We start from the raw sequence: 12,375 nt of genomic DNA on the forward strand, positions 1-12,375 counted from the left end.
CTCGTGTCATAAGCTCATTGATTATGAGTGAAGTCTTAGGTTTGGCCGGTGTCAGCGTTGTCCGCGGCACTAAAACATTGTTGGACAACGTCGACTGGCGTGTCATAGAAGGCGAACGTTGGGTGGTTCTTGGACCCAACGGTGCTGGCAAGAGCACATTGTTGCAAATTGCTGGTGCCCGCATGCACCCCACGCGTGGGGTTGCCGGGATTCTAGATGAGGTTTTGGGGGCCGTTGACGTCTTCGAGTTGCGCCCTCGTATTGGTTTGGCCTCTGCCAGTCTCGCAAACCAGATTCCGGAGCATGAGAAGGTGCTCAATGTAGTTGTGACGGCTTCTTACGGCGTCACAGGTCGCTGGCGCGAAGCTTACGATCGTAATGATGAACGCCGTGCGTTTGGTCTGCTCGAGGAGTGGGGTGTTTCAACGTTCTTCAACCGCACCTTTGGTTCATTGAGCGACGGCGAACGCAAGCGGGTGCAGATTGCCCGCGCACTCATGAGTGATCCGGAGCTTCTTTTGCTCGATGAGCCCGGAGCCGGTCTTGATTTAGCCGGACGTGAAGGCCTGGTCAAGCGCCTCAGCGAACTGGCAGCTGACCCAATGGCCCCCAGCACCGTCCTTGTCACACACCACCTTGAAGAGATTCCACCAGGTTTCACGCATGCACTGTTGCTGCGCGACGGTGCCGTGGTTGCCCAAGGGCCCATCGCCGATGTCTTGACGGAAGAGAAACTCAGCGCTACGTTCGGCCTGCCGCTGAATGTCGCAAGTAACGCCGGAAGGTACACGGCGACAGCACGGCACTAACCGTCATCGTTCTACCCGGACACCAGCAAGAACACCAGTAAGAACACCAGACTAGTATTTCGCGATAAGTTTTTTAGTAGGCCACCGAAACCGCATAGGATCCCGCCAGAGCTGTGAACGCGCTTGAGTCATTTTTCATCCTGCTAGGCGGTCTGTGGGCCGGCACCATCAACACAGTGGTTGGCTCGGGGACTCTTGTTACCTTCCCCATCTTGATCGCCTTGGGGATCGCTCCCGTCATGGCAGTGGTCAGCAATGCAATGGGTTTAATTGCTGGCGGAGTTTCCGGCACGTGGGGCTATCGTCTCGAGCTGCGAGGGATGGGCCCCAATCTTGTCCGTCTGATGCCTGCGTCGGTACTGGGCGGGATAACAGGGGCGTACCTCCTGCTGCATCTACCTGAAGAAGTTTTCCACGTTGTTGCCCCCGTGCTGATTGTCTTTGCACTGGCATTGGTAATTTTTCAGCCCCGGCTGCAGGCTGCCGTGAAGGCCCGTCGCGGCAATGCCACATCCGTCCGCTCTCATGATGCGCTAATGGTGGCCTTGGTGTTTCTGGCGGGAGTCTATGGCGGCTATTTTGTTGCGGCTCAGGGAGTGCTGTTGGTAGCGATCCTTGGCATCTTTATGAGTGGAACTTTGCAAAACGCCAACGCCGTCAAGAACGTGCTCTCACTGAGCGTGAACGTCATTGCGGCTATTTCCTACTTGCTGTTCGCCCCCGAGAAGATCATCTGGATCGTGGTTGGTTTGATCGCAGTCAGCTCGCTCATTGGTGGTTTTGTTGGCGCAAAGATTGGTCGCAGATTGCCGCCCGTGGTGTTGCGCACGGTTATTGTCGTCCTCGGATTGGTTGCTTTGTTCTTCATGATACAAAAATTGGTGATTGCATGATCATCGTCCTGCAGGATGCCGGCGATCCTCGCGTCAGTGATTACGTTTCCCTCACCGACGTCCAATTACGCAAGACCAAAGAGCCCGCAGAAGGCCTGTATATCGCCGAAAGCCCCAAAGTCCTGCGCCGGGCCTTGGAGGCGGGTCACCGGCCCAGATCCTTCTTCCTGGCAGAAAAATGGTTACCGGAGATGGCTGATGTTTTAGAAAAGTACCACGACGTTCCCGCCTTCGTAGGGTCCAGCGCAATTCTGACGGAAATTACCGGCTTCAACCTTCACCGCGGCGCTATGGCTGCCATGCACCGTCCAGATGCGCGCAACGTCCCGGCTCTCTTGGCCGGGTCCCGGCGGATTGCCGTGCTGGAAGACGTTACGGATCACACTAATATTGGTGCGATTTTCCGATCTGCTGCCGCATTGGGAATAGATGCAGTTCTCATTAGCCCCCGCTGTGGGGATCCTCTTTACCGGCGCAGTATCCGGGTCAGTATGGGTGCAGTATTTCAAGTCCCATGGGCACGGCTGCCGGAATGGCCGGCAGGTTTGGCCATGCTCCATGAAGCAGGATTTACCACGGCTGCACTTGCCCTCGTGAAGGACTCGCTCACCATTCACGAACTTGCTGCCCGCAATGAGCAAAAGCTGGCATTGGTGGTGGGCACTGAGGGGGACGGGCTCAGTGCCCAGACACTGGCACGAGCCGATCACACCGTGATGATCCCCATGTGCGCCGGCGTTGATTCGCTCAATGTGGCAGCAGCGTGTGCTGTAGCCTTTTTCGCCACCGCGGGTAGTGTAGAAACATGAACTTAGATGAGAAATTACCCGATTTTTCTTTGGCGGATCAACATGGAATGGTCAGGACTCTTTCCGAACTAAGCGCCGATGGTCCTTTAGTTATTTTCTTTTACCCGTTGGCTGGCAGCGGAGGATGCACCAAGGAAGCCTGCCATTTCCGGGATTTGCAGGCCGAGTTCGCGGAGGCGGGCGCCTCCATTGTGGGCATCAGCACGGACTCTGAAACCAAACAGCTGAACTTTGCCACGAAAAACAACCTCAGCTACCCACTGCTGAGCGACACAAAAGGCGAGGTAGCCGACTTGTTCGGAGTGCGGCGTCGCCTATTAGCGAAATCCCTACCCACCAAAAGAGCCACCTTCATTGTTGATACAAACAGAATTCTGCGTTTCGCAGTCTCCAGTGAAACAAATATGAATTTACATGCCGATCAGGCACTGGCTGCTCTCGCCACAATGGGCTAACACAGCAACCCGGATGCTGCTGCAGACTCCAGCTTGGTGAATTCGGCTCTAAGCGGTAAAGTTTCTAGCTGGGCCTAGTGCCCATACCATTCATCAGTCTGGCAAAAACCAGACGATAACACTCTGAGGTTTACAGTGAAGCAGAACACCCACCCGAAGTATGAAGCCATCGTTTTCAATGACTTGGCTTCAGATACCAAGTTCCTGACGCGCTCCACGGCGACGTCCAAGAAGACCATCGAGTGGGAAGATGGCAACACCTACCCCGTTATCGACGTGGAAATCTCTTCAGAGTCACACCCGTTCTACACGGGCAAGCAGCGCATCATGGACAGCGCCGGCCGCGTGGAGCGCTTCAACGCCCGCTTCGCAGGCTTCGGCAAGAAGTAGTACTTCTTTCCAACAGTTTTTGTTTTAGACAGGGTTCGCACTATACGGTGCGGGCCCTGTTTTCATGTCATCACAGCACCAAGAAGTCATCTCTGGTGCCCTGCCGAAAGACCGAAAGACCTAAAGCGAGTCAATTTTGCACAGAAGAATTTTGCACAGAAGAGCTGACAGCGGGGAAGATGGAGGCATGGCAACGCAACTTCATGGTGAATATAAGGTGCATGGCGGCAAATTGGTCGTGGTTGACTGCACGGTCAAGCATGGTCTCCTTGATGAGGTCCAGGTCAGTGGTGATTTTTTCCTTGAGCCAGATGAGGCGCTGGATGACATCAATGCTGCCCTGAACGGTTTAGCTATTGAACTGCCCGCTATTGAATTCGCCAGCGCCATCACGGCTGCCCTCCCTGCGGACGCGGTGCTGTTTGGATTTTCAGCGCAGGCCGTGTCCATAGCAGTGCGCAGAGCACTGACCAAGGCAACAAGCTGGATTGACCATGAGTGGGACATTATTGCGCCAACTGTCCTGCCAACAGCCATCAATGTCGCCTTGGATGAGATCCTCACCGAGGAAGTGGGAGCGGGTAGACGAAACCCAACCCTCCGTTTTTGGGACTGGGAAGAACCCTCGGTTGTTATCGGCAGCTTCCAGTCCGTCCGCAATGAACTCGACCCCATCGGGGTGGAGAAGCATGGTATTCACGTTGTCCGCAGGATCAGTGGTGGCGGTGCCATGTTCATGGAAGCAGGTAACTGCATCACCTATTCGTTGTACCTTCCCCAGACTCTCGTTGATGGACTCACTTTTGAGGACTCCTACAAATTTCTTGATGCCTGGGTATTAGCTGCTCTTGAGTCGATGGGCATCGAGGCTTTCTATGTGCCGCTGAACGACATTGCCACCAGCGCCGGTAAAATTGGCGGCGCAGCCCAGAAGCGACTCAGCAACGGAGCAATGCTCCATCACGTGACAATGAGCTATGACATTGATGCGGAAAAAATGGTTCAGGTCCTGCGCATCGGGAAAGAGAAGCTCTCAGATAAGGGCACCCGATCCGCCAAGAAGCGTGTAGATCCTTTGCGCCGCCAGAGTGGGCTAAGCCGCCAAGACATTCTTGAGCGCATGTCAGAGACATTCATTGATCGTTATGGTGCCCGTGCAGCATTCCTCACTGATACCGAACTTGCCGAGGCGGCACACCGTGTGGAGCGCAAATTTGGCACTACGGAGTGGCTGCACAGAATTCCATGAGCGCTCCTTCCCAAGATTCACCACGAGCGCTGTCTTGGTGGCCCAATCAGCCACCTGCTTCCTTTGCCTTCGTCATGGCTACCGGAATTGTTTCTGCCTCACTTCTCGACGCTGGCTGGAGCGTTGCAGCCACGATCTTGTTATGGATAGCGGCTGTTGCTTTGCTGCTGCTCTTTATTGGACTCATTGGTCGCCTTGTTACCCACAATGCTGATGCCGCGGCTGACTTTCGCAATCCACACAAAGGCTTCGGTTACCTGACAGTGGTAGCAGCCATTAACGTTGTTGGCATTGGATTTCATCCCGTCGCACCACAAGCCACATGGATTCTGGCCGCAATAAGCATTGTGCTCTGGCTGTTCTTGGCGTACGGAGTCCCCCTGTCAATGATGCTGCGAACAGAAATGGGAGAGAGCTTACGTCCCCGGCTGCTCCCTGTGGACGGCACCTGGTTTCTCTGGGTTGTCTCCACGCAGTCGATCTCCATGGCCGCAGCCTCCCTAGCAACTGGCGGAAGTACTGTGCGGCTTCTCAGCGATGCTGCTGTAGCATTCTGGGGCGTAGGGATCATGCTGTACCTGACGCTCACCACCATGGTTGTACTCCGACTCCTTACAGGTGGTGAAAATCTTGGTGGCATAGTGCCCACCAACTGGATCTTTATGGGGGCCACCGCCATCACCGTCCTGGCCGGTTCAATGATCCTGCATCTGCCGGCGGATATCCCGGTTGTGCATTTGGCCGGTCCAACTGTGGGCGGCCTGAGCTACCTGCTGTGGGCCTTTGGCCTGTGGTGGGTTCCGCTTCTCGTGGCTTTCGGCTTCTGGCACCATATAGTGCGGCGTCAACCCTTGCGATACAGCACCGCATTGTGGTCAATTGTGTTTCCGTTAGGAATGTTCGCCGTAGCAACATTCCGTTTTGGCACTGAAAACCAAATGCAGCTTGTGACCTTCGTAGGCGACGTTGCCACGTGGGTGGCGGTCGCAGCATGGCTAATAGTTGTGGCTGGCATGCTGCTTGCCTTTGCCCGATGGGTGCTTAAACACGCACCGGACAAAGGCGCACAGATTATCTAGGCGCTAACCGCTTGGGCGTTGAGGGCCCGTAGTAGCTGGTCACGCTGTTCGCGCACCATGCGTCGCAGCCCGGTGGATGCATGGGGGTGGTCTGCCAACCAGGCATCGGTTCGAACCATCACCGGGTGATCAGCAGGAGAAGTCCCAGAGACAAGATCTTGCTGCAGCGGGAACAATCCCCGGACTACCCGCCCAGCCATTTCCAGACTGCGCTCAGACCAGATACGTTCAATCTGCACAAAATAGGGTTCCACGAACGATTCAATTAACTCTCTCTCACCAGCGATTAGCCCTGCCATCGAGAATCCGGCGATAGTAGCGCTGAGGAGTTCATTGCTGAGCGTATTTTCATCGACGGCTTCACTCCAGCGACGTTGTTTCAGGGCCAGCTCAGGCAGTGCGGCTGTAGCGGCACAATGACTCGCCCTGTGTTCGGCGGTAGTGTTTGCCGCCAGTTCTTCATCCAGTTCGGCTTGGGTGGCTGCTCCCCGGGAAGCCAACTGCTGCCACAACAGCCAACGCAGGCCACCATCAACAGCCAGTCCGGCCGGCACGTGTGTTCCTGCCAGCAAGTCCCGGCTAATCTGCACCACCGCGTCACTGCAGCGACCCACAATCGCGAGGGTGCGCGCCCACACCAACTGCTCGTCGCTTGCTGGCTGCGCCTGGTTCAGGTGCCGCCCAATGCCAGCGAGCAGCATGTCCATAGCCAGCGCGCGCTCAGCTGGGGCACAGTAATAATGCAGTGCGTAAACAGCGTTGTCCGCCAAGGTTTGCAGCAGGCTAACATCGTTTTCACCCCCGGCGTGATCCACCACTGCGCGAAGGTAAACCGACGCAGGAAGAAGCCCGTCCCGTGTCTCATTCCACAGTGCAGACCACACAAGGCTGCGAGCTAGCGGGTCTATCATTTTTCCAACTGAACGAAGCGCGGTGGCAAGGGATCCGGCGTCGAGCATGACCTTGGCATAGCTATGATCCTCGTCATTGACCAGTAGCAGTGCCGGTGTTGCCACGCCAATAAACTCTGGCACCTCCGTCACCTCGCCAACCACATCCAAGGTGACCGAGTGTGTGCGGACAAGAGATCCGCCGTCGTAATCAAAGCAGCCAACCGCCAACCGGTGAGGACGCAGCGCTTGGGCACCAGTGATCGGATCAATAGCTTCTTGTCGGATCCCAACGGAAGTCACCTTGCCATTGTTTGTGTCAATGACGGGGGTGAGCGTGGACATACCGGAGGTCTGCAGCCACTGGCTGGCCCACGTCCCCAAATCTCTCCCGGAAGCTGTACTCAGCGGATCCAAGAGGTCCGCCAAAGTGGTGTTTGAATACGCGTGGGCAGCGAAATATTCTCTTGAACCGGCGATGAAGGCCTCATGGCCCACGTACGCAACAAGCTGCTTGAGCACTGAGGCGCCCTTGGCGTACGTGATCCCGTCAAAGTTAGCCTTGGCGGCTTCAAGGTCGGTGATATCAGCAACGATGGGGTGGGTTGTGGGGAGCTGGTCTTGTACATAGGCCCACGCCTTACGACGGCTGGCAAACATGGTCCAGGACTTGGCGCCCCACGGTGTCGCCTCGGCAACAGCCAAGTGACCCATGTAATCAGCAAAGGATTCCTTCAACCACAGGTCAGCCCACCACGTCATCGTGACAAGATCGCCAAACCACATATGCGCCATCTCGTGCATGATCGTGTTGGCACGTTGTTGGTAAGCCGTATCGGTGGCTCGGGACTCATGCACGTACGCTTCCGTGAACGTCACAAGGCCCGGATTTTCCATGGCGCCCAAGTTGTACTCAGGCACAAACGCCTGATCGTATTTACCGAACGGGTATGGGTGGTCAAAGAGTTCGTTGAAGTATGACAAGCCAGCTTTAGTGACCTTGAAAATCTCCGCCGCGTCAAAGTGCGGCGCGAGGGATGCCCTGCAATATGCGGCAAGTGGGATGTCCAGCCGCTGTCCTTGGTGTGCACTTTCTGCACCAAAGACCATCGAAAAGTGCTCCTCCACTTTGAAATACGGCCCCGCCAACACCGTGGTGATGTACGTGGAGATGGGAAGGGTGGCGGCAAAATCCCAGCGTGCCGTTAGCACTGGCGCATCCTGTCCCTGATTAAGCAAGTTACTCTCCGCTACAGGAGCACTCTCACCATCCGGGCCCACATATCGGCTTACCGATTGGTTGGATGCTACCTCCCAACCCGCCGGAGCAGTCACATGGAAAGTAAACGGGGCCTTCAAATCTGGTTGTTCAAAGTTTGCAAAAACACGCCGCGCATCAGCTGGCTCGTACTGTGTGTACGTGTATGTCCTGCCATCTGCAGGGTCCACGAACCGGTGCAGGCCTTCGCCACTGCGCGAATACGCGGCAGTAGCACACACAACAACTTCATTCTCAGCCTGGAGCGACGGCAAACGAATGCGTGAGCCAACAACGATGTCAGCCAGATTCAGGTTCGCACCGTTAAGGACTACCGATTCAACGCTCAAACCGATGAAGTCAAGGAATGTTTCAGCGGTGTTGGCAGCATCGGCAGAGTCGCCGGCTGATAGATCGGCAGCGAACAGTATTGTGCTGCGGCTTGGGAACCCGGCGACACTCAGGTCACCGGCCAAACCTAAGTCGAGGTCCACATCATAGGAGTGGACGGTGAGAAGTGATTTGCGGTCTGCAGCTTCATTGCGCAGAAGATTATGATTGGACACTATTTCATTCAATCACGGACTCTAAGTCAGATGTTCATCAGGTGCACAGCCCCAAACGCCAGGGTGCCAATCAGCAGCCAGGAACACAAGGCCATGACGGTTGCACGGGCTCCTGTATTCAGCAGATCACGTACCCGTACGCTGGAGCCAAGGCCAAAGAGAGCAGCCCCCAAGGCGATGTCCTGGGCAAGGGCACCGGCTTCAATACCCGATTCAGGTAGCCACCCGGTGGTGCGCAGAGCTGCCATCACTAGAAAGCCAACCACGAACATTGGAATGACCGGAGGAAAACGGGTGCTCGTGACAGTCTCCATGTTTCCAGCGCGTTGGAGTTCAAGAGCACGTGCTTGGCGTTTGCGCTCGATCGCCCCGGCCACACCCACGATGGGTGCCAACAGCACAACGCGAGTCAGCTTCACCACCACCGCCGCGCTCAGCGCAACAGCTCCAGCCGTTTGGGCGGTGGCCACTACCTGACCCACATCGTGAACTCCGGCACCAACCCACTGACCAAATTCCAGTGGTGAAAGTCCTAGCGGATTCATCAGAAGTGGCAAAATACCTATCGCCAGGGTGCCGCATAGGGTCACTAATGCCACTGGCAGCACAGTATCTTCATGTTTTGTTCCCTTGACGGCGGCCATGGCTCCGATGGCCGAAGCCCCGCAAATGGAGAACCCAGTTGCAATTAGAAGGGGAGTGTCGCCTTCTAGCTTGAACAGCTTCCCCAGGACCAATGTGCCGGCAAAGCTGAGCAACACAACTGCTACGACCAGGCCCACACTCAGCCAGCCTAGGTCCATGATGTCTCCGAGACTGAGCTTGAGGCCTAGGAAGACAATGCCAGCGCGCATGAAATGCTTGCCCGCGAAGTTTAATCCGGCACGCCACGGTCCTTGGCACAGCGTCGAGGTCCCGGGCAGGTTCACGGCGGCAATCCCAAGCACGACGGCGATGGTCATGGCAGGGAGCATCGGCACCAGGCTGTGCAGCAGCAGAGATACGGCAACCGCTGCCAGTGCCACAGCCAGCCCTGGTGCAATAACAAGGATCTGCTCTCTTGAACCGCTCCTTTTACCTTCCGGATTTACCATGGGCTGACCTTGTAATCCTTGAGGAAGACACCATATTGGTCTTCACCAGACTCGCCCATCACAATGGGGTCGTAAACACGAGCAGCCCCGTCAACCAAGTCCAAAGGAGCGTGGAAGCCTTCCTCAGCCAGGCGCACCTTTGTGTAGTGGGGCCTCTCGTCGGTGATCCAGCCTGTATCAACAGCTGTCATGAGGATTCCGTCGGCTTCTAGCATCTCCTTGGAACTAGTCCGGGTGAGCATGTTCAATGCAGCCTTTGCCATGTTTGTGTGGGGGTGACCAGGTCCTTTGTAGGCGCGGGAGAATTGTCCCTCCATCGCCGAAACATTCACAATATATTTTCGGTGGGCGGTGGAGGCTTTCATGGCCGGACGCAGCCTGGAAACCAGAAGAAACGGCGCTGTGACATTACAGAGTTGAACTTCTAGCATTTCCAGCGGGTCAACTTGGTCAATCACTTGAGTCCAGCTGTTGATCTCAGCCTTATCCGGTACCAGTCCGCCAGCATCAATAGCTGTGCCTGCCTCAATACGTTCCAAGGACGCCGCCCCCATCGAGAGTGCTAGTGCCGCAATTTCATCGCCACCAAGTTTAGGTTGTTCCATCATCTGGGTGGCCAGTGCCAAGGGGTGTTTGTCGTGTGCGTGACCGAACGTGACCAGTTCTGGCATGGGCGCGTCCGTCGGGAGGTCTTCAAGTTCGGCATCGACTAGGGGAGCGTAGGCGTTTCCTGAACGGCGTACTGTCTGAGCAGCATTGTTGATGATGATTTCTAGGGGGCCTGCCTCGTTCAGTGAGTCCGCCAAAGCCACCACCTGAGTGGGGTCCCGCAGGTCAATTCCTACGATCCGAAGCCGGTGGAGCCATTCGCCACTGTCTTCCATGGCCGCAAAACGACGTGCTGCATCCTTGGGGAAGCGTGTGGTGATCGTGGTGTGGGCGCCATCGCGTAGAAGCCGCAGGGCAATGTACATGCCAATTTTGGCACGGCCGCCTGTCAAAAGAGCCCTCTTGCCGCGAAGGTCCGTACGTGCGTCACGTTTGGAATGATTGAATGCAGCACAATCGGGGCACAGCTGATGGTAGAACGCGTCCACCTGTGTGTAGTGCTGCTTACAGATGTAGCACGGGCGGGGACGTTTTAGTGTCCCCGCCGTATCTCCTGTAGTGGAGGGCCTGAGCTTATTGCCCCGAGTTTCATCGTCTATGCGGTCAGGTGCTGCCGTGGCAGTTTTAGCAATAACTGCCTTGTCTGCATCATTGACAGCATCACGTTTCACGGTGCGGCGGTATCGTTTGACTGCCTTGAACATCTTTCCTGTGGCCCGGCGAACCAGTACATAGTCCGGATGTTCTTCGTCATAGACATGGATATTCTCCAAAACTTTCAAACAATTTTGGATCTCTTCGGGGCTCAAGTCAGGTGCAGTCACCCAATGATTTTAGCCTCTTCACCGGATGTCGCAGACCCAATTGCGGATATCTGGTTCTCCACCACCAGATCCATGGTCTCCTGTGCCACCTGATCAAGCCCTACGGCCAAGACCAGAGCTTCGGGTAGTTCCGCAGCCGCAGTCCGTGATAACGCGAGCTCCGTCGCATCGGGATTCGGGACAAGTTGGCCTTTACTCAGAACTGTGATCCCCGATTCAGTGACCGCGAATCCGCGGGATCTATCAAGGTCATGGTCCAGACCAATAGCCGCTCCAGCAGGAATCTTGACGTTTTTGTCAATGATCGCACGGCGCACTACGGCACCAGCCCCAATAGAGACTTTGTCCATGAGGACTGAATCTTGGACACGGGCGCCCGTGGCAACGTAAACGTCGTTGGAGAGTACCGAATTCTCAACCACTCCGCCGGATACTACAACGCCAGGAGCCACGATGGAATCTAATGCAGTGCCCACAGAATTATGAGCGCCCCGAACGAACTTGGCTGGCGGCGATGTCGTGTTGCGCGTGAAGATGGGCCAGGCCCTGTTGTACAAGTTGAAGATTGGCAACGGGGAGATCAGGTCCATATGTGCGTCATAGTAGGAGTCAATGGTGCCGACGTCCCGCCAGTAGTTGCGGTCTCTGTCCGTGGCATCAGGGATGTCGTTAGTGGAGAAGTCATAAACGAAGGCTTCGCCACGTTCTACGAAGTACGGAATAATGTCCCCGCCCATGTCGTTCTTCGTATTTTCTTTGACGGCGTCGTGCTCCAATGCTTCGACAAGCGCGTCCGTGTCAAAAACGTAGTTTCCCATGGAAGCCAGGAACTGATCGGGTGCGTCCTCAAGTCCGGGAGTTGACTCCGGTTTCTCCACAAACGCCGAAATCTTATGCGCACCAATGGCGCCAGGAACTTCACCGCCATCAACCTCGATGACACCAAATTGATCGGCCATATCCAGGGGTTGACGTACGGCAGCAACAGTGGCCCGGGCACCTGAATTGATGTGGCTTTCAACCATTTGTTCAAAGTCCATGCGGTACACATGATCGGCGCCCACCACAACAACGATGTCGGGTTCAGCGTCGCCAATGAGGTTCATTGACTGGTAAATGGCGTTGGCGCTGCCTAGAAACCAGCTCTTGCCACGCCTTTGTTGCGCCGGTACTGAGGCAACATAGTTGCCCAACTGCGTAGACATACGCCACGTTTCAGAGACGTGTCGATCCAAACTGTGTGACTTATATTGCGTCAACACCACTATCTTGAAATAACCTGAATTCGCAAGATTTGATAAAGCAAAATCAACCAATCGAAAACCCGCAAAGGGTACGGCTGGTTTAGCACGGTCTGCTGTCAAGGGCATCAGACGTTTACCCTCACCGCCTGCTAGTACGATCGCCAGAACTTTCTTGACTGACATGATCCAACCTCCGAGAGCTCGAT

Annotated in this window: 11 protein-coding genes; 7 read left to right on the forward strand and 4 right to left on the reverse strand. The window is 55.6% G+C overall.

Translation table 11 applies throughout. The features are described 5' to 3' along the window. Positions 1-23: 23 nt before the first annotated feature. From QMG40_RS00685 to QMG40_RS00715, 7 genes are all read left to right on the forward strand, one after another. A complete protein-coding gene (locus QMG40_RS00685; protein ID WP_283526871.1) occupies positions 24-809 on the forward strand; it encodes an ABC transporter ATP-binding protein in 786 nt (261 codons plus the stop codon). Positions 810-922: 113 nt separating this feature from the next. Further along, the gene (locus tag QMG40_RS00690) at positions 923-1,702 is read left to right on the forward strand and encodes a sulfite exporter TauE/SafE family protein (protein WP_283526873.1); all 780 of its coding nucleotides are present in this window, start codon (positions 923-925) and stop codon (positions 1,700-1,702) included. Continuing rightward, positions 1,699-2,511: a TrmH family RNA methyltransferase gene (locus QMG40_RS00695; protein WP_283526875.1), complete on the forward strand. Its 813-nt coding sequence runs from the start codon at positions 1,699-1,701 to the stop codon at positions 2,509-2,511. The genes QMG40_RS00690 and QMG40_RS00695 overlap by 4 nt, the downstream gene beginning before the upstream one ends. Continuing rightward, positions 2,508-2,966, forward strand: a complete 459-nt coding sequence (locus QMG40_RS00700) for a peroxiredoxin (protein WP_283526877.1) — start codon at positions 2,508-2,510, stop codon at positions 2,964-2,966. The genes QMG40_RS00695 and QMG40_RS00700 overlap by 4 nt, the downstream gene beginning before the upstream one ends. Positions 2,967-3,101: 135 nt before the next feature. Further along, the gene (locus QMG40_RS00705; protein ID WP_283526879.1) at positions 3,102-3,356 is read left to right on the forward strand and encodes a type B 50S ribosomal protein L31; all 255 of its coding nucleotides are present in this window, start codon (positions 3,102-3,104) and stop codon (positions 3,354-3,356) included. Positions 3,357-3,543: 187 nt separating this feature from the next. After that, a complete protein-coding gene (locus QMG40_RS00710; RefSeq protein WP_283526881.1) occupies positions 3,544-4,605 on the forward strand; it encodes a lipoate--protein ligase family protein in 1,062 nt (353 codons plus the stop codon). Beyond that, the gene (locus tag QMG40_RS00715) at positions 4,602-5,684 is read left to right on the forward strand and encodes a tellurite resistance/C4-dicarboxylate transporter family protein (RefSeq protein WP_283526883.1); all 1,083 of its coding nucleotides are present in this window, start codon (positions 4,602-4,604) and stop codon (positions 5,682-5,684) included. The genes QMG40_RS00710 and QMG40_RS00715 overlap by 4 nt, the downstream gene beginning before the upstream one ends. Here QMG40_RS00715 and pepN read toward each other — a convergent pair. From pepN to glgC, 4 genes are read right to left on the reverse strand one after another with little or no spacing between them, the layout of a single operon-like run. Continuing rightward, complete coding sequence (gene pepN / locus QMG40_RS00720) at positions 5,681-8,398, reverse strand: aminopeptidase N (RefSeq protein ID WP_283526885.1); 2,718 nt, start codon at positions 8,396-8,398, stop codon at positions 5,681-5,683. The genes QMG40_RS00715 and pepN overlap by 4 nt on opposite strands. Positions 8,399-8,424: 26 nt before the next feature. Then, the gene (locus tag QMG40_RS00725; RefSeq protein WP_283526887.1) at positions 8,425-9,492 is read right to left on the reverse strand and encodes a YeiH family protein; all 1,068 of its coding nucleotides are present in this window, start codon (positions 9,490-9,492) and stop codon (positions 8,425-8,427) included. Further along, the gene (locus QMG40_RS00730) at positions 9,486-10,925 is read right to left on the reverse strand and encodes an SDR family oxidoreductase (protein ID WP_283526889.1); all 1,440 of its coding nucleotides are present in this window, start codon (positions 10,923-10,925) and stop codon (positions 9,486-9,488) included. The genes QMG40_RS00725 and QMG40_RS00730 overlap by 7 nt, the downstream gene beginning before the upstream one ends. Then, positions 10,922-12,352 carry a glucose-1-phosphate adenylyltransferase gene (glgC, locus tag QMG40_RS00735; protein ID WP_349361578.1) on the reverse strand — a complete coding sequence of 477 codons (1,431 nt, stop codon included), beginning with the start codon at positions 12,350-12,352 and terminating at the stop codon, positions 10,922-10,924. Before glgC ends, QMG40_RS00730 begins: the two co-directional genes overlap by 4 nt. Positions 12,353-12,375 lie beyond the last annotated feature (23 nt).

The sequence above is a fragment of the Arthrobacter antibioticus genome (genome assembly GCF_030063205.1).
Taxonomy (GTDB): Bacteria; Actinomycetota; Actinomycetes; order Actinomycetales; family Micrococcaceae; genus Specibacter.

Bases quoted from the DNA above. Each gene is read 5' to 3' on its own strand.
- QMG40_RS00685 (WP_283526871.1), top strand. From the start codon at position 24: ATGAGTGAAGTCTTAGGTTTGGCCGGTGTCAGCGTTGTCCGCGGCACT.
- QMG40_RS00695 (WP_283526875.1), top strand. From the start codon at position 1,699: ATGATCATCGTCCTGCAGGATGCCGGCGATCCTCGCGTCAGTGATTAC.
- QMG40_RS00700 (WP_283526877.1), top strand. From the start codon at position 2,508: ATGAACTTAGATGAGAAATTACCCGATTTTTCTTTGGCGGATCAACAT.
- QMG40_RS00710 (WP_283526881.1), top strand. From the start codon at position 3,544: ATGGCAACGCAACTTCATGGTGAATATAAGGTGCATGGCGGCAAATTG.
- QMG40_RS00715 (WP_283526883.1), top strand. From the start codon at position 4,602: ATGAGCGCTCCTTCCCAAGATTCACCACGAGCGCTGTCTTGGTGGCCC.
- QMG40_RS00725 (WP_283526887.1), bottom strand. From the start codon at position 9,492: ATGGTAAATCCGGAAGGTAAAAGGAGCGGTTCAAGAGAGCAGATCCTT.
- glgC (WP_349361578.1), bottom strand. From the start codon at position 12,352: ATGTCAGTCAAGAAAGTTCTGGCGATCGTACTAGCAGGCGGTGAGGGT.